The 17,598-nt window shown below is 62.8% G+C and carries 15 protein-coding genes and 2 tRNA genes; 1 reads left to right on the forward strand and 16 read right to left on the reverse strand.

Annotation, left to right across the window (positions count from 1 at the left end):
• Nucleotides 1-35: 35 nt before the first annotated feature.
• From infB to rlmE, 11 genes are all read right to left on the reverse strand, one after another.
• Nucleotides 36-2,567 carry a translation initiation factor IF-2 gene (infB, locus tag H681_RS21135; RefSeq protein WP_015478929.1) on the reverse strand — a complete coding sequence of 844 codons (2,532 nt, stop codon included), beginning with the start codon at nucleotides 2,565-2,567 and terminating at the stop codon, nucleotides 36-38.
• Nucleotides 2,568-2,594: 27 nt separating this feature from the next.
• Nucleotides 2,595-4,076, reverse strand: coding sequence for a transcription termination factor NusA (gene nusA, locus H681_RS21140; RefSeq protein ID WP_015478930.1), 1,482 nt, complete (start codon nucleotides 4,074-4,076; stop codon nucleotides 2,595-2,597).
• A 45-nt stretch (nucleotides 4,077-4,121) separates the two neighbouring features.
• On the reverse strand, nucleotides 4,122-4,580 hold the full coding sequence (rimP, locus tag H681_RS21145; RefSeq protein ID WP_015478931.1) for a ribosome maturation factor RimP: 459 nt from the start codon (nucleotides 4,578-4,580) through the stop codon (nucleotides 4,122-4,124).
• A gap of 127 nt (nucleotides 4,581-4,707) precedes the next feature.
• A tRNA-Met gene (locus H681_RS21150) sits at nucleotides 4,708-4,784 on the reverse strand.
• Nucleotides 4,785-4,875: 91 nt separating this feature from the next.
• Nucleotides 4,876-4,961: transfer RNA gene (locus H681_RS21155), tRNA-Leu, on the reverse strand.
• Nucleotides 4,962-4,977: 16 nt separating this feature from the next.
• Nucleotides 4,978-5,370, reverse strand: a complete 393-nt coding sequence (secG, locus tag H681_RS21160; protein ID WP_015478932.1) for a preprotein translocase subunit SecG — start codon at nucleotides 5,368-5,370, stop codon at nucleotides 4,978-4,980.
• Between the two features lie 2 nt (nucleotides 5,371-5,372).
• Nucleotides 5,373-6,128 (reverse strand): triose-phosphate isomerase, encoded by a 756-nt coding sequence (tpiA, locus tag H681_RS21165; protein WP_015478933.1) that lies wholly within the window; start codon nucleotides 6,126-6,128, stop codon nucleotides 5,373-5,375.
• Nucleotides 6,129-6,193: 65 nt separating this feature from the next.
• The gene (gene glmM, locus H681_RS21170) at nucleotides 6,194-7,534 is read right to left on the reverse strand and encodes a phosphoglucosamine mutase (protein WP_015478934.1); all 1,341 of its coding nucleotides are present in this window, start codon (nucleotides 7,532-7,534) and stop codon (nucleotides 6,194-6,196) included.
• Nucleotides 7,531-8,400 carry a dihydropteroate synthase gene (folP, locus tag H681_RS21175; RefSeq protein ID WP_015478935.1) on the reverse strand — a complete coding sequence of 290 codons (870 nt, stop codon included), beginning with the start codon at nucleotides 8,398-8,400 and terminating at the stop codon, nucleotides 7,531-7,533. The genes glmM and folP overlap by 4 nt, the downstream gene beginning before the upstream one ends.
• Before the next feature lie 9 nt (nucleotides 8,401-8,409).
• A complete protein-coding gene (gene ftsH / locus H681_RS21180; RefSeq protein WP_041712192.1) occupies nucleotides 8,410-10,326 on the reverse strand; it encodes an ATP-dependent zinc metalloprotease FtsH in 1,917 nt (638 codons plus the stop codon).
• Between the two features lie 201 nt (nucleotides 10,327-10,527).
• The gene (gene rlmE / locus H681_RS21185) at nucleotides 10,528-11,151 is read right to left on the reverse strand and encodes a 23S rRNA (uridine(2552)-2'-O)-methyltransferase RlmE (protein WP_015478937.1); all 624 of its coding nucleotides are present in this window, start codon (nucleotides 11,149-11,151) and stop codon (nucleotides 10,528-10,530) included.
• A 79-nt stretch (nucleotides 11,152-11,230) separates the two neighbouring features.
• Between rlmE and H681_RS21190 the strand changes: the two genes are divergently transcribed.
• Nucleotides 11,231-11,545 carry a YhbY family RNA-binding protein gene (locus H681_RS21190; protein ID WP_015478938.1) on the forward strand — a complete coding sequence of 105 codons (315 nt, stop codon included), beginning with the start codon at nucleotides 11,231-11,233 and terminating at the stop codon, nucleotides 11,543-11,545.
• Between the two features lie 42 nt (nucleotides 11,546-11,587).
• On the opposite strand, the gene H681_RS21195 is transcribed toward H681_RS21190, so the two are convergent.
• From H681_RS21195 to carA, 5 genes are read right to left on the reverse strand one after another with little or no spacing between them, the layout of a single operon-like run.
• Nucleotides 11,588-12,022, reverse strand: a complete 435-nt coding sequence (locus tag H681_RS21195) for a hypothetical protein (protein WP_015478939.1) — start codon at nucleotides 12,020-12,022, stop codon at nucleotides 11,588-11,590.
• Entirely contained in the window at nucleotides 12,003-12,479 is a 477-nt protein-coding gene (gene greA, locus H681_RS21200) for a transcription elongation factor GreA (RefSeq protein WP_015478940.1), read from the reverse strand. Before greA ends, H681_RS21195 begins: the two co-directional genes overlap by 20 nt.
• A complete protein-coding gene (gene carB, locus H681_RS21205; RefSeq protein ID WP_015478941.1) occupies nucleotides 12,476-15,697 on the reverse strand; it encodes a carbamoyl-phosphate synthase large subunit in 3,222 nt (1,073 codons plus the stop codon). The genes greA and carB overlap by 4 nt, the downstream gene beginning before the upstream one ends.
• Before the next feature lie 19 nt (nucleotides 15,698-15,716).
• Nucleotides 15,717-16,370 carry a leucine efflux protein LeuE gene (gene leuE / locus H681_RS21210; protein WP_086009625.1) on the reverse strand — a complete coding sequence of 218 codons (654 nt, stop codon included), beginning with the start codon at nucleotides 16,368-16,370 and terminating at the stop codon, nucleotides 15,717-15,719.
• 29 nt (nucleotides 16,371-16,399) lie between these two features.
• The gene (carA, locus tag H681_RS21215; protein ID WP_015478943.1) at nucleotides 16,400-17,536 is read right to left on the reverse strand and encodes a glutamine-hydrolyzing carbamoyl-phosphate synthase small subunit; all 1,137 of its coding nucleotides are present in this window, start codon (nucleotides 17,534-17,536) and stop codon (nucleotides 16,400-16,402) included.
• Between the last annotated feature and the right edge of the window lie 62 nt (nucleotides 17,537-17,598).

The following is a 17,598-nucleotide window of genomic DNA, read 5'->3' on the forward strand; positions in this document are numbered from 1 at the left end:
GCTGGCCCGGGCGCTGCGTTCACGCTCGAATACCCTTACAGAGTACGAGCGACTTCGACCTTCTCGAACACTTCGATCTTGTCGCCGACGCGAACGTCGTTGTAGCTCTTCACGCCGATGCCGCACTCCATGCCGGCACGGACTTCGGCGACGTCGTCCTTGAAGCGACGCAGGGATTCCAGTTCGCCTTCGAAGATCACCACGTCGTCGCGCAGTACACGGATCGGACGGTTGCGGTGCACCAGACCCTCGGTGACCATGCAGCCGGCGACCGCGCCGAACTTCGGCGAACGGAACACGTCACGTACTTCGGCGATACCCAGGATGTTCTCGCGAACATCGCTACCGAGCATGCCGGTCAGGGCTTTCTTGACGTCTTCGATGATGTCGTAGATCACGTTGTAGTAACGCATGTCGAGGCCTTCGGACTCGACGATCTTGCGCGCACCGGCGTCGGCACGGACGTTGAAGCCGAACAGCACCGCGTTGGAGGCCAGCGCCAGGTTGGCATCGGACTCGGTGATACCGCCGACGCCGCCACCGACCACGCGAACCTGCACTTCGTCGTTGCCCAGGCCGCTGAGCGAGCCCTGCAGGGCTTCCAGCGAACCACGGACATCGGACTTGAGCACGATGTTGAGGGTCTTCTTCTCTTCCTGGCCCATGTTCTCGAAGATGTTTTCCAGCTTGCCGGCATGGGCACGAGCCAGTTTCACTTCGCGGAACTTGCCCTGACGGAACAGAGCGACTTCGCGGGCCTTCTTCTCGTCGGCGACCACGGTCATCTCGTCACCGGCATCCGGGGTACCATCCAGGCCAAGGATCTCGACCGGAATGGACGGACCGGCTTCCTTGATCGGCTTGCCGTTCTCGTCGAGCATCGCACGGACGCGGCCGTAGTTGACGCCGACCAGAACCATGTCGCCCTGACGCAGGGTACCGTCCTGGACCAGCACGGTGGCTACCGGGCCACGGCCCTTGTCCAGACGCGACTCGACCACCACGCCACGGCCCGGGGCCGACGGAGTGGCTTTGAGTTCGAGTACTTCAGCCTGCAGCAGCACGGCTTCGAGCAGCTCGTCGACGCCGGTACCCACCTTGGCGGATACGTGGACGAAGGGAGCATCGCCGCCCCACTCTTCCGGGATCACGTCCAGAGCGGCCAGGCCGTTCTTGATGTTGTCCGGGTTGGCATCGGGCTTGTCGATCTTGTTCACCGCGACCACGATCGGCACGCCAGCCGCTTTCGCGTGCTGCACGGCTTCCTGGGTCTGCGGCATCACACCGTCGTCCGCTGCCACCACGAGGATGACGATGTCGGTCGCCTGGGCGCCACGGGCACGCATCGCGGTAAACGCGGCGTGGCCGGGGGTGTCGAGGAAGGTGACCATGCCACGGTCGGTTTCCACGTGGTAGGCGCCGATGTGCTGGGTGATCCCGCCGGCTTCGCCAGCTGCCACCTTGGCACGACGGATGTAGTCGAGCAGCGAGGTCTTGCCGTGGTCGACGTGGCCCATGACGGTCACGACCGGCGCGCGGGAAACCGCCTCACCTTCGAACTTCAGGGATTCGGCCAGTTGCTCTTCCAGGGCGTTCTCGCTGACCAGCTTGACCTTGTGGCCGAGCTCTTCGGCGATCAGCTGGGCGGTCTCCTGGTCGAGTACCTGGTTGATGGTCACCGGGGTGCCCATCTTGAACATGAACTTGACGACCTCGGCACCCTTCACCGACATCTGGGCAGCCAGGTCGCCCACGGTGATGGTCTCGCCGATACTCACTTCACGCACAATCGGTCCTGTCGGGCTCTGGAACCCGTGCTGGTTACGCTTCTTCAGCTTGGCCTTGCCACGGCCGCCGCCACGACGGCCGAAGCTGTCGTCATCGTCGCCACCACCACTGCGCACGACGCGCGGTGCGGTAGTCTTTTCCTTTTCCTTGATCGATGGGCGATGCTGGGCATGCTTGCGATCACGGCGCTCGTCCTCGTCATCCCGCTTGGGCGCGCGGCGCGGCTCTTCCTTCTTGCGGTCGTCCGCAGCAGGAGCGGCAGCGGTCGGAGCAGTTGGCGCGGGAGCCGCAGCAGCGCGTGGCGCTTCGGCAGCCGCCGGCGCGACAGCAGGCGCAGTTGCTGCGGCCTGGCGAGCGGCGTCCGCCTGACGGCGGGCCTCTTCCTCGGCAGCGCGCTGGCGAGCTTCTTCCTCGGCCTTCAGACGCGCAGCTTCCTCAGCGGCACGCTGCTCCTCCAGCTCGCGCTGGCGTTCGGCCTCGAGCTCTTCAGGATCACGCTTGACGTAGGTCTTCTTCTTGCGGACCTCGACGCTGACGGTCTTGCTGCCAGCGACCCTGATGGTCGAGGTGGTCTTGCGTTGCAGGGTAATCTTGCGCGGTTCGTCCGCGCGCTCACCGTGGCTGCCTTTCAAGTGGGCCAGCAGCGCTTGCTTCTCGCTGTCGGTCACCACCTGCTCGGCGTTGTTATGCGGCAGACCCGCTTCGCGCATCTGCTGCAGCAGGCGCTCTACCGGCGTATCGACCGTCTTGGCCAGTTCTTTCACCGTGACTTGCGTCATGCACTTCTCTCCTCAGGCCGCGAATGCTTACTCGAACCAATGGGCCCGGGCGGCCATGATCAACTTGCCGGCACGCTCTTCGTCCATGCCGTCGATGTCGAGCAGATCGTCAATCGATTGCTCGGCCAGATCTTCACGGGTGGTTACGCCACGCAGCGCCAGATCCACCGCCAGCTCTTTGGTCATACCATCGAGGCTGAGCAGGTCTTCGGCCGGTTGTGCGTCGGCAAGTTTCTCTTCGGTGGCGATGGCTTTGGTCAGCAGGCGATCCTTGGCGCGCGAGCGCAGCTCATTGACGATGTCCTCGTCGAAGCCGTCGATGCTGAGCATCTCTTCCATCGGTACGTAGGCGATTTCTTCCAGGGTGGTGAAACCTTCTTCCACCAGTACCTGGGCCAGTTCCTCGTCGACATCCAGCTCGTCGACGAAACGCTGCAGGATGTCGCCAGTCTCAGCCTGCTGTTTGGCCTGGATATCGGCCTCGGTCATCACGTTCAAAGTCCAGCCGGTGAGTTGGCTGGCCAGACGTACGTTCTGACCGCTGCGCCCGATAGCCTGGGCCAGGTTGTCTTCAGCGACGGCGATATCCATGGTGTGGGTATCTTCGTCGACGATGATCGCCGCCACTTCGGCCGGGGCCATGGCGTTGATCACGAACTGAGCGGGGTTGTCGTCCCACAGGACGATGTCCACCCGCTCGCCGCCCAGTTCGCCGGAGACGGCCTGGACGCGGGAACCACGCATACCGATGCAGGCGCCCTGCGGGTCGATACGCTTGTCCTTGGAGCGGACGGCAATCTTGGCGCGCGAACCCGGATCACGGGCGGCAGCCATCACGTCGATCAACTGCTCGGCGATTTCCGGCACTTCGATGCGGAACAGCTCGATCAGCATTTCCGGCGCGGTGCGCGACAGGACCAGTTGCGGGCCACGGTTCTCGCTGCGGATTTCCTTGAGCAGGGCACGCACGCGGGTACCGACACGGAAGGTTTCGCGCGGGATGATCTGGTCGCGGGCCAGCAACGCTTCGGCGTTGTTGCCCAGGTCAACGATCACGTTGTCACGGGTGACCTTCTTGACGGTGCCGGAGATGATTTCGTTGACCTTCTCGCGGTAGGCGTCGACCACCTGGGCACGCTCGGCCTCGCGGACCTTCTGCACGATGACCTGCTTGGCGGTCTGGGCAGCGATGCGACCGAACTCGATGGACTCGATCTTCTCTTCGATGACCTCACCGGCCTTCATGCCGGGGTGCTCTTCCTGCACGTCTTCGACGGTCAGTTCCGATGCCGGATTGGAGTAGTCCTCGTCCTCGACGATGGTCCAGCGACGGAAAGTTTCGTAGTTGCCGTTGGCGCGATTGATTTCCACGCGCAGGTCAACCTCGTCCTCGAAACGCTTTTTGGTCGCGGTCGCCAGGGCCAGCTCCAGCGCTTCGAAAATCACGCCAGGCGGTACACCCTTCTCGTTGGATACCGACTCAACAACCAGCAGTACTTCTTTGCTCATCGTACGCCTCGCCTTTCAATCCATTGGAATCCGCGCTCTGGCGGCTCACTCAAATCGGGGAATGATGTTGGCCTTGTCGATCGAGTCGACCGGCAGCAGGTATTCATGATCGTCCACCAGGACCACCACATCCTGCTCCTCCACACCACGGAGAATGCCCTGGAAATTGCGCCGCCGTTCGAAGGGCGTGCGCAGCTTGATCTTTACCTGTTCGCCGACGTAACGGGCGAACTGGTCAAGCGTAAAGAGAGGCCGATCCATGCCGGGCGACGACACCTCCAGGGTGTATTCGCCGCTGATCGGGTCTTCCACGTCCAGGATGCCGCTGACCTGGCGACTGACGATTTCACAGTCATCGATCAGGATGCCTTCCGGACGGTCGATATAAACCCGGAGCAGGGAATGGCGACCTTGGGAAATGTACTCCAGGCCCCAGCACTCATAGCCGAGCGCTTCTACTACAGGGGCCAACAAGGCCTGCAACTGTTCTAGCTTGCTCGACACCTGATCGCCTCGCGTATGCTGTAGAAACAAAAAATGGGCGAAACGCCCATCCCTTAAGGACCGCCCTACCCTGGCGGTGCGGACTGTCCAGCTAGCAAAAAGCCCCTCAAAAGGGGCTCTGCCAAACTGGTTGCGGGAGCAGGATTTGAACCTACGACCTTCGGGTTATGAGCCCGACGAGCTACCAGACTGCTCCATCCCGCGTCAAAGCTGGTGCGAAATTATACGGTCGCCCCCCTTGAAGGTCAACCGAAACTCCGGAACGAAAAGGCCCGCACAGCGGGCCTTTCGCATATGGTACCGAGGAGGGGACTCGAACCCCTACAGCCTATGGCCACTACCACCTCAAGGTAGCGTGTCTACCAATTCCACCACCTCGGCAAAAACTCTTGCCTGCTTACTTCTGCTCAGGAGCCGCCGGAACGTCGCCGTTACCGCCCGCAGGGGCTTGAGGTTGCCCTTGCGCGCCCGGCACATCGCTAGCTGCCGGAGCTTGCTCCTGCTTCTGCTCCATTACCACCGGGTCAGGAAGCCCGGCGTTGCGTATCATATCAGCTTTTTCTTTAGCAAAATACGCTAAACCCAAGCTAGTAATGAAAAAAACCGCAGCAAGTATAGCAGTAAAACGACTCAGGAAGGTAGCAGAACCCTGGCTACCGAAAACGGTGGCCGAAGCACCTGCACCAAACGACGCACCAGCGTCGGCACCCTTGCCATGCTGAAGCAGGACCAGCACAACCAGACCCAGCGCCATCAGCAGGTGAATCACGATTACAACTGTTTCCAGCATCTTCAGTTTCCTGCGGCGCGACAGATCGCACCGAACTCATCCGCATTCAGGGAAGCCCCACCAATGAGCCCCCCATCGATATCCGGCATGCCGAACAGCTCGACAGCATTGGCTGCCTTGACGCTGCCGCCGTACAGGAGACGAAGGCCGCGAGCCACTTCAGCGTTTTCCGCCGAGAGCTGCGCGCGAATCGCCGCGTGCACTTCCTGGGCCTGCTCGGGAGAAGCCGTCAGCCCCGTCCCGATCGCCCACACCGGCTCATAAGCCACTACAGCGCGGGAAAACGCCCCAACGCCCAAATCTTCGATCACCGAGCCCAACTGGCGCCCGACGACTTCCAAAGTCTTGCCCGCCTCGCGCTGCTCGCGGGTTTCCCCTACGCACAGCACCGGAACCAGGCCACACGATTGAGCCGCTGCAAACTTGCGACTGACCATTCCATCGCTTTCACCCAGAATCAGGCGACGCTCGGAATGACCTACCAGCACCAGGGAGCAGTTCGCATCGGCCAGCTGACTGGCCGCGATCTCGCCCGTGAGGGCACCCTGCATCGGTTCAACCGCGCAATTCTGCGCACCGACGGCAATCGCCTTGCCTTCCAGTCCATGCTTGACCTGGTTGATGTACAGACAAGGCGGAAACACCGCCACGTCGACACCCGTAGGAAGAGCCAGTTGCCGCAGGCCTTTGATCAGCTCCGTTACGCTGGAGCGGGTACCGTGCATTTTCCAATTACCGGCCACCAGGGGTCGACGCATGCTGTACCTCGCTGAGCAAAGTGGGCGCAGATATTACTCGACAGACTTTGAACTGACAAGAGAAATCAAGCACATACCTCAGTCACGACTTTCGCCAGCTGTTCGGCGTAAGCCCGTACCCGGCCCTCGTCATCACCCTCGACCATCACCCGCACCAGCGGCTCGGTACCGGACTTGCGCAACAGCACACGCCCACGACCCGCCATCTCGTCAGTGACCTTGGCGCAGGCCTCCTTGACGGCCGGGTGCTCCAACGGGTCCACATCGCCGCCGGCAAAGCGTACATTGATCAGCACCTGCGGACACTTGCGGATGCCCATGCGCGCCTCGGCCAGGGTCTGGCCACGCGCCTTCAACGCCATCAGCACCTGCAACGCCGCGATGATGGCATCGCCGGTGGTCGTATGCTGGCAGCATACGACATGGCCGGAATTTTCGCCGCCCAGCTGCCAATTGCGGGACTGCAGCTCGGACATCACATAGCGGTCGCCGACCTTGGCGCGCACGAATGGAATGTTCAGGTCCTGCAATGCCAGTTCCAGGCCCAGGTTGCTCATCAACGTGCCAACCACACCACCGTGCAGCTTGCCGCGATCGAGCATGTCGCGGGCGATCAGGAAGAGGATCTCATCACCGTCAACCACTGCCCCGGTGTGATCCACCATCATCACGCGGTCGCCATCGCCATCGAAGGCGATGCCCATGTCGGCCTGCTCGGCCAACACGACCTCCCGCAACGCCTCGAGATGGGTCGAACCGCACTTGTCATTGATGTTCAGGCCATTGGGCTGCGCTCCGATCACCGACACCTCGGCACCCAGCTCGCGGAACACGCTAGGAGCGATCTTGTAGGTCGCACCGTGGGCGCAATCGAGCACGATCCGCAGCCCGGCGAAGTCGGTATTGGTGGGCACACTGCTCTTGCAGAACTCGATGTAGCGACCCGCTGCATCGTTGATACGCGACACCTTGCCCAGGCGGGCCGACTCGACCACCGTCATGGGCGCATCGAGCAACTCCTCGATGATCAGCTCGACCTCATCAGGCAGCTTGGTGCCCTGGCCAGAGAAGAACTTGATACCGTTATCGTCGTGCGGATTGTGCGACGCACTGATGACGATGCCGGCCTCGGCGTGGAAGGTGCGAGTCAGGTAGGCAATACCCGGGGTCGGCATCGGGCCAAGCAGCAGCACGTCCGCACCGGCCGCAGACAACCCCGCCTCTAGCGCGGATTCGAACATGTAGCCGGAAATCCGGGTGTCCTTGCCCACCAGCACACGGCACTTGCCCTGCTGACGGAACGCCATGCCGACAGCCCAGCCCAACTTGAGCACGAAATCCGGCGTGATCGGCGGCGTGCCGACACGACCGCGAATACCATCGGTGCCGAAATACTTCCTGCTCATGCGAGTCGCCCCTCTTCCTTTGCACTTTCCACTGCGTGAATCATTCGAACCACGTCCACTGTCTCAGCGACGTCATGGACGCGAATAATACTGGCGCCCTTGGCCACCGCCAACGCCGCCAGCGCCAGGCTGCCATAGAGACGCTCACCCACCTCACGGCCGAGCGCGCGACCGATCATGCTCTTGCGCGAGACACCAACCAATAGCGCACATCCCATATCCATCAACCCGTCCATCTGCCGGAACAGATTCAGGTTGTGGCTCTGGGTCTTGGCAAAACCGAAGCCAGGATCGATGACGATCCGCTCCCGGACAATGCCCGCGGATTCGCACACCGCGATACGCGCCTCGAGGAAGCCACGGACTTCCTGAAGGATGTCCGGATAGCGTGGGTCATCCTGCATGTTTCCCGGCTCGCCACGCATGTGCATCAGGCAGACAGGCAAACCGGTATCGACCGCCGCATCCAGTGCACCATCACGCTGCAGCGAACGCACGTCATTGATCAAACCGGCGCCAAGCCGCGCCGTTTCGCGCATCACCGCCGGTGTGGAGGTATCTACGGAGATCACCACATCCAGCTCGCGCGCGATGGCTTCGACCACCGGAGCGACGCGCTCCAGCTCCTCGGTAGGCGAAACCACGCGAGCGCCCGGCCGGGTCGACTCGCCGCCGATATCGATCAGCGTGGCGCCGGCCGCGACCATCTCCGCCGCATGGCGCAATGCAGCATCGTGCTGATTGAAGCGCCCACCATCGGAGAAGGAATCGGGAGTGACATTGAGGATGCCCATGACGTGCGGGCGGCTTAAATCAAGAACCCGGTTGCCGCAAGGCAACCGGGTCGGGTGGTACAACGAACTCATTCAGTGCTCTCAGTGTTCGCCAGCGGGCCCGCCAATCGGGTTCTCCTGGCGACCTTCATCGCGCGGCGCGGCAGCATTGCCGGAGGAACCGGAGTTGCCGCCCTGCCAGTCACGCGGTTCGCGCGGCGTACGACCGGCCATGATGTCGTCGATCTGGTCGGCGTCGATGGTTTCGTACTTCATCAGCGCGTCGGCCATCATGTCGAGCTTGTCGCGATTCTCTTCCAGCAGGCGCTTGGCGGTGCCGTAGCAGTCGTCGATGATGCGGCGCACCTCCTGGTCGATCAGCTTGGCAGTCTCGCCCGAGATATTCGAGTGCTGGCCGCCGGCACTGCGGCCGAGGAAGACTTCGCCTTCTTCTTCCGCGTACATCAGCGGGCCGAGTTTCTCCGACAGGCCCCACTTGGTCACCATGTTCCGCGCCAGTTGGGTGGCGCGCATGATGTCGTTGGAGGCGCCAGTGGTCACACCTTCGAAGCCCAGGGTCATCTCTTCGGCGATACGGCCACCGAACAGCGAGCAGATCTGGCTTTCCAGGGCGCGCTTGGACAGGCTGTAGCGATCCTCTTCCGGCAGGAACATGGTCACGCCCAGGGCACGACCGCGCGGAATGATGGAAACCTTGTAGACCGGGTCGTGCTCCGGAACCAGTCGGCCGACGATGGCGTGGCCGGCTTCGTGGAACGCGGTGTTCTTCTTCTCCTTCTCGGACATGACCATGGTCTTGCGCTCGGCGCCCATCATGATCTTGTCCTTGGCCAGCTCGAACTCACGCATGTCGACGATGCGCTTGTTGGAACGGGCGGCGAACAGCGAGGCCTCGTTGACCAGGTTGGCCAGGTCGGCACCGGAGAAGCCCGGGGTACCGCGCGCGATCACGGCCGGATCGACGTTGTCGCCCAGCGGGACCTTGCGCATGTGCACTTTCAGGATCTGCTCGCGGCCACGGATGTCCGGCAGGCCGACCACCACCTGGCGGTCGAAGCGGCCCGGACGCAGCAGCGCGGGGTCGAGCACGTCCGGACGGTTGGTCGCAGCGATGACGATGATGCCGTCATTCATCTCGAAGCCATCCATCTCCACCAGCAACTGGTTGAGGGTCTGTTCGCGCTCGTCGTGACCGCCGCCCAGACCGGCGCCACGATGGCGGCCGACGGCGTCGATCTCGTCGATGAAGATGATGCAGGGTGCGTGCTTCTTGGCCTGGTCGAACATGTCGCGAACGCGCGAGGCGCCCACGCCGACGAACATTTCCACGAAGTCCGAACCGGAAATGGTGAAGAACGGCACCTTGGCTTCGCCGGCGATCGCCTTGGCGAGCAGGGTCTTACCGGTACCGGGCGGGCCGACCATCAGCACGCCGCGCGGGATACGGCCGCCCAGGCGCTGGAACTTGCCCGGATCGCGGAGGAACTCCACCAGTTCGCTGACTTCTTCCTTGGCCTCGTCGCAACCGGCGACGTCGGCGAAGGTGGTCTTCACCTGGTCTTCAGACAACAGGCGCGCCTTGCTCTTGCCGAAGCTCATCGGGCCGCCGCGGCCACCGCCACCGCCCTGCATCTGGCGCATGAAGAACATGAAGACCGCGATGATCACCAGGATTGGGAAGCTGGCGACCAGCAACTGGGTCCAGATGCTCTGCTGCTCGGGCTGCTTGCCTTCGACAACCACGTTGTTGTTGACCAGGTCGCCGATCAGGCCATTGTCCTGGATCGCCGGGCGGATGGTCTTGAAGGTGTCACCATCCTGGCGCTTGCCGGTGATGACATAGCCGTCGACGGTTACGCGCTCGACCTTGCCGTCCTTCACCTGTTGGATGAAGTCGGAATAGTTGAGCGTCTGCGGCTCGCTCGGGCTGGAGAAGTTGTTCATCACGGTGACGAGTACCGCCGCGATGATCAGCCACAGAATCAGGTTCTTTGCCATGTCGTTCAATTGACTACCCTCTGAAGCCGGCTCCGCCCTGGAAACCGCTTCTCACGACGGCCAGACTCCTTCCGGCCAAAATTACTACACAACCCCTGCAGCGCGGCAGGCGTCGTCTGTAACCCTTTATGAACCCCGGCTTTCACCGGTACAAGCAAAACCCGCAAGACATAGACCAATAGCCGGCCCAATCATTCCAGTCTAGGCGCCGCGAAAGCCCCGTGCGAGCAGATACTGCTCCCGCGAACGGTCGCGGGACGACAGCGGTTTGCGCATCTGCACCTTTTCGAAGTTCTCGCGTACCAGCTTGTGATAAGCGTCGAAACCCTCGCCCTGGAAAATCTTGATCAGGAAATCGCCGCCCGGACGCAGCACACGGGTGCACAGGTCCAGGGCCAGCTCACAGAGGAACATCGCACGAGGCATGTCCACGGCGGGCAATCCACTCATATTGGGGGCCATATCGGAAATCACAAGGTCTACCGGATTTTCTCCGATGGCCGCGAGCAACTGGGCGAAGACCTCGTCCTCGGTGAAGTCGCCCTGGATGAAGGTGACGTCCGGGATACTGTCCATCGGCAGGATGTCCGACGCGATCAGAGTGCCCTTGTCACCGATCACCCGGCTGGTGACCTGCGACCAGCCGCCCGGCGCCGCGCCGAGGTCGACCACGGTCATGCCGGGGCGCAGGATGCGATCCTTCTCCTGGATTTCCAGCAGTTTGTAGCTGGCACGCGAGCGATAGCCGTCGCGCTGTGCCATCTTCACGTAAGGATCGTCGAAATGTTCTTTCAGCCAGCGATGGCTAGTCTTGGAACGGGCCACGTATTACCTCGTCTGAGCGGCATCCCGGCATAACCGAAACTCGGGTAGAATATCCGCCTTTTTTCCCAGGGGTCAGATTATGGCGCTCTCTCAGGAGCAGAAAAAGCAGTTCAAATCTATCGGGCATCACCTGAAACCCGTATTGACCGTTGCTGAAAACGGTCTCTCGGAAGGTGTGATGGCCGAGCTTGAGCGTGCGCTCAACGATCATGAACTGATCAAGGTGCAGTTCCGCATCACCGAACGCGACGATCGTCGTGCGCTGATCGACGAACTCTGCCAGAACGGCAGCTGCGAACTGGTTCAGTCCATCGGCAAGATGGCGCTGATCTATCGTCGCAATCCCAAGCCGAACAAGAACCTGTCGAACATCAGCCGCTTCAGCGGCCTCTGACAGTCAAGCCCGGCAACGCGGAGCCGGCAAGGCTCCGCCGCGTCAGTTCCGCTCGTCCCGCCCGGGCGCCGGCTGCAGCACCAGCAGCAAGCCGCACAGCGCCACCACCAGGTAGTTGAACAGCAGCCAGCGCTGAGCATCCGGCGCTACCTGGCGCACCACGAAATAAACCGCCGCCATCACCAGTACGGTCAGCAGCAACTGCCCCCGAGTTTCACGGGTGAAGGCAGCGAACCCGCGCGCCTGCCAGAGCACCAGGGCCTGGAGCAGCACGCAGAAACCGGCGAAGCCCAGCAGCAATGGCTTCAGCGCGTCGGCGACAGCTTCCACCAGCAGTGGCGCCAGGCCGATCTTGTCCAGCGCCGGCAACACCACGAACTGCAGCAGCCAGAGGCCGCCGACCCAGAATGTCTGGGCCAGCAGCCAACTGATGGTGCCTGCGCTAAGGGACGGTCGATCAGGCGTGGCGAACTTCAACGATCTCGTACTCGACGTCGCCGCCCGGAGTCTTGACCAGAACGGCGTCGCCTTCGGTCTTGCCGATCAGCGCACGGGCGATCGGCGAGTTGACCGAGATCTTGCTGTTCTTGATGTCCGCCTCGTCGTCGCCGACGATCTGGTAGGTCACCGTCTCGTCGGTCTCGACGTTGGCGATATCGACGGTGGTACCGAAGATCACCTTGCCGCTGTGCGGAATGGTGGTCACGTCGATGATCTGCGCGTTGGACAGCTTGGCCTCGATGTCGCGGATGCGAGCCTCGGACATGCCCTGCTGTTCACGGGCCGCGTGGTACTCGGCGTTTTCCTTGAGGTCGCCCAGTTCACGCGCTTCGGCGATGGCCTGGGTGATCTGCGGACGCAGAACGGTCTTCAGGTGTTTCAGTTCTTCTTCCAGGGCGCGAGCGCCCTGGACGGTCATTGGAAATTTGCTCATGCGTTGATTCCTGCATGGAGATCCTGCAGTCGGCGAACGGTCTTCTCGGGACCGAACTTGAGCGCCTCACAGATCGCCTGACCCGCCGCGATGGTGGTGGTGCAGTAGATCTTGTGCTGCAGGGCGTTGCGACGGATGGAGTAAGAGTCAGCGATGGACTGACGGCCCTCGGTGGTGTTGATGATCAGGGTGACTTCGTCATTCTTGATCATGTCGACCACGTGCGGACGGCCCTCGGTCACCTTGTTCACGCGACGCACCGGCAGACCGGCGGCCTCGATGACGCGGGCGGTACCGGCGGTGGCAACGACTTCGAAGCCCAGCGCGACCAGATCGCGAGCAACCTGAACGGCTTGCGGCTTGTCATCCTCGCGGACGCTGATGAAGGCGCAACCGGCGTTCGGCAGGATTTCGCTGGCGCCCAGCTGGGCCTTGGCGAATGCCTCACCGAAGCTGTCGCCGACACCCATCACCTCGCCCGTGGACTTCATCTCCGGGCCGAGGATCGGGTCGACGCCCGGGAACTTGGCGAACGGGAACACCGCTTCCTTGACGCTATAGTACGGCGGGATCACCTCCTGGGTGAAGCCGACTTCGGCCAGGGACTTGCCGGCCATGACGCGGGCCGCAACCTTGGCCAGCGATTCGCCGATGCACTTGGAGACGAACGGCACGGTACGGGACGCGCGCGGGTTCACCTCGATCACGTAGATATCTTCGCCCTGCACGGCCATCTGCACGTTCATCAGGCCGACCACGCCGAGCTCCAGGGCCATTTTCTTGACCTGCTCGCGGATCTCGTCCTGGATGTGCTGCGGCAGCGAGTACGGCGGCAGCGAGCAGGCGGAGTCACCGGAGTGTACGCCGGCCTGTTCGATGTGCTGCATGATCGCGCCGATCACCACGGTCTCGCCGTCGCACACCGCGTCGATGTCGACCTCGATGGCGCAGTTGAGGAAGCGGTCCAGCAGCACGGGGCTGTCGTTGGAGACCTTCACCGCTTCGCGCATGTAGCGCTTGAGCTCTTCTTCCTGGTAGACGATTTCCATCGCGCGACCGCCCAGTACGTAGGACGGGCGCACCACCATCGGGTAACCGATGTTCTTCGACAGCTCCAGGGCCTGGTCTTCGCTGCGCGCGGTGGCGTTGGCCGGCTGGCGCAGGTTCAGGCGCTGGACCATCTGCTGGAAGCGCTCGCGGTCTTCGGCACGGTCGATGGCATCCGGGCTGGTACCGATGATCGGCACGCCGGCTTCTTCCAGGGCGCGGCAGAGTTTCAGCGGGGTCTGGCCGCCGTACTGCACGATGACGCCCTTGGGCTGCTCGACGCGGACGATTTCCAGCACGTCTTCCAGGGTCACCGGCTCGAAGTACAGACGGTCGGACGTGTCGTAGTCGGTGGAGACGGTTTCCGGGTTGCAGTTGACCATGATGGTCTCGTAGCCGTCTTCACGCATCGCCAGCGCCGCGTGTACGCAGCAGTAGTCGAACTCGATGCCCTGGCCGATGCGGTTCGGACCACCGCCCAGGATCATGATCTTGTCGCGAGTCGACGGATTGGCTTCGCACTCTTCCTCGTAGGTCGAGTACATGTAGGCGGTGTCGGTGGCGAATTCGGCGGCGCAGGTGTCCACGCGCTTGTACACCGGCAGCACCTTGAGCTTCTGGCGATGGCTGCGCAGGTTCTTCTCGGTCACGCCGAGCAGCTTGGCCAGGCGGGCGTCGGAGAAGCCCTTGCGCTTGAGCTTGTACATCAGGTCGCGGTCGATGGCGGACAGACCCAGGGTCTTCACGCGCTCCTCATCCTTGACCAAGTCCTCGATCTGCACCAGGAACCACTCGTCGATGCGGGTCAGGTCGAAGACTTCGGCGATGCTCTTGCCGGCGCGGAAGGCGTCGGCGACGTACCAGATGCGGTCGGCATTGGGCACGGTCAGTTCGCGCTTGAGGATGCTCTCGGCTTCCGGATCGTTCAGGTCCAGCTTCGGATCGAAACCGGTGGCGCCGACTTCCAGGCCGCGCAGGGCTTTCTGCACGGACTCCTGGAAGGTGCGGCCGATGGCCATGACTTCACCCACGGATTTCATCTGGGTGGTCAGGCGCGCGTCGGCTTTCGGGAACTTCTCGAAGGCGAAACGCGGGATCTTGGTGACGACGTAGTCGATCGCCGGCTCGAAGGAGGCCGGGGTGCGACCGCCGGTGATGTCGTTCTGCAGTTCGTCGAGGGTGTAGCCGACGGCCAGCTTGGCGGCGATCTTGGCGATCGGGAAGCCGGTCGCCTTGGATGCCAGCGCCGAGGAACGCGATACGCGCGGGTTCATCTCGATCACGACCATGCGGCCGGTGTTCGGGCAGATACCGAACTGCACGTTCGAGCCGCCGGTTTCCACGCCGATCTCACGCAGCACCGCCAGGGAGGCGTTGCGCATGATCTGGTATTCCTTGTCGGTCAGGGTCTGCGCCGGAGCCACGGTAATGGAGTCACCGGTGTGCACGCCCATCGGGTCGAAGTTCTCGATGGCGCAGACAATGATGCAGTTGTCCTTCTTGTCGCGGACAACCTCCATCTCGTATTCCTTCCAACCGATCAGCGATTCGTCGATCAGCAGCTCGTTGGTCGGCGACAGGTCCAGACCACGGGCGCAGATCTCTTCGAACTCTTCGCGGTTGTAGGCAATGCCGCCGCCGGTGCCGCCCATGGTGAAGGACGGACGGATGATGCAGGGGAAGCCGACCTTCTCCAGCACGCCGTAGGCTTCTTCCATGCTGTGGGCGATGCCCGAGCGCGGGCAGGCCAGGCCGATGTCGCGCATGGCCTTGTCGAAGCGCGAACGGTCTTCGGCCTTGTCGATGGTGTCGGCGTTGGCGCCGATCATTTCTACGCCGAACTGCTCGAGCACGCCGTGGCGCTCCAGGTCCAGGGCGCAGTTCAGCGCGGTCTGGCCGCCCATGGTCGGCAGCAGCGCGTCAGGGCGCTCCTTCTCGATGATCTTGGCAACGGTCTGCCACTTGATCGGCTCGATGTAGGTGGCATCGGCCATCGCCGGGTCGGTCATGATGGTGGCCGGGTTGGAGTTCACCAGGATGACACGGAAGCCTTCTTCCTTCAGGGCCTTGCAGGCCTGTGCGCCGGAGTAGTCGAACTCGCAGGCCTGGCCGATGACGATCGGGCCGGCGCCGAGGATCAGGATGCTCTTGATGTCTGTACGCTTGGGCATGGGACTCTCGTTGCAATATTCAGGAAAGGGTTGCGCTGGCCAGCTTCACGCCAAAGCCGACGAACAGGGCGCCGACGCCGCTCGAGGCGCCGGCAGCCAGCCGTTGCCGCCGACGGAACCAGGCCGCCAGACGCACACCGGAGAAAATCAGGAAACTCAGGTACAGGGCGCTGATGATCTCGAGGATCGTGCCCAGCACCAGGAACGACAGGCCGGGGTAGGCGTAACCCGGGTCGACGAACTGGATGAAGAAGGAAATGAAGAAGAGGATCGCCTTGGGGTTGGACAGGCTCAGCAGCAGCGCCTTGCGGAACGGCTGGTTGACGTCCACTTCCCTGGCCGGCGCAGCGGCCGCTTCCAGCGGGTGGCGCAGTTTCTGCCAGCCACCGCGGAGCATGCCGATACCCAGATAGAACAGGTACGCGGCGCCGACGTACTTAAGGCCCAGGAACAGCATCGGCTCGGCCTTGAGCACCGAGGCGATACCCAGCGCCGAGAGGAACATCAGGATCGCATCACCGAGGAACACCGCGCTCGCCGCCCGGTAGCCCGAGGCCACGCCGCGCTGGGCGGCGGTGGCGAGGACGAACAGCGAGTTCGGCCCCGGCAGCAGGACGATGAACAGCGTACCCAGGACGTAGGTCCAGAGGTCGGTGATTCCCAGGGTCGGCATCATCTTCTTCTATCTCTTCGAGTTCGTGATCAGCGACGCTCGGCCATCGCCGCGATGAAGCGGTCGAACAGCGGGGCCACGTCGTGCGGACCGGGACTGGCTTCCGGGTGGCCCTGGAAGCTGAAGGCCACCTTGTCGGTGCGCTCGATACCCTGCAGGGTGCCGTCGAACAGCGACTTGTGGGTAGCGCGCAGATTGCCCGGCAGGCTCGTCTCGTCCACGGCGAAACCGTGGTTCTGGCTGGTAATCATCACCACGCCCGAATCCAGGTCCTGTACCGGGTGGTTGGCACCGTGGTGGCCGTGGCCCATCTTCATGGTCTTGCCGCCGGAGGCCAGGGCCAGCAGCTGGTGACCGAGACAGATGCCGAACACAGGGATCTCGGTGTCGAGGAACTCGCGGATGGCCTGGATGGCGTAGTCGCACGGTTCGGGGTCGCCAGGGCCGTTGGAGAGGAAGATGCCGTCCGGGTTCAGGGCGAGCACTTCGCTGGCCGGGGTCTGCGCCGGTACCACGGTCAGGCGGCAGCCGCGGGCGACCAGCATGCGCAGGATGTTCAGCTTGACGCCGAAATCGTAGGCGACCACGTGGTACGGCAGGTCGGCGGCGGCGATTTCCGGGTGGCTGTCGGTTTCCAGGCTCCACACGCTGGAACGCCACTCGTACTTCTCGGTGGAGGACACGACCTTGGCCAGGTCCATGCCCTTCAGGCCCGGGAAGCCGCGCGCCAGTTCGAGGGCTTTTTCCTCGGTGGCGTCGGGGCCTGCCAGGATGCAGCCGTTCTGCGAACCCTTCTCGCGCAGGATGCGGGTCAGGCGGCGGGTGTCGATACCGGCGATGGCAACGGTACCGTTCTCTTTCAGGTAGTCCGGCAGGGACTGCTTGTCGCGCCAACTGCTGGAGAGCAGCGGCAGGTCACGAATGATCAGGCCGGCGGCCCAGACCTTGTTCGACTCGGCGTCTTCCGGCGTGGTGCCGGTGTTGCCGATGTGCGGGTAAGTCAGGGTGACGATCTGTTGGGCGTAGGAAGGATCGGTGAGGATTTCCTGGTAGCCGGTCATGGCGGTGTTGAACACCACCTCTCCGACGGTCTGGCCGTCGGCGCCGATGGCTTCACCGCGAAAAACGCTGCCGTCGGCAAGTGCAAGTATGGCTGGCTTAGTCAAGAAGACCTCCCGTAGTTCAAGCCTGGCTGGGCGTGCGCAGATTGTAAAAAAGCGGGATGACA

It is taken from the genome of Pseudomonas sp. ATCC 13867 (assembly GCF_000349845.1).
Lineage (GTDB): Bacteria > Pseudomonadota > Gammaproteobacteria > Pseudomonadales > Pseudomonadaceae > Pseudomonas.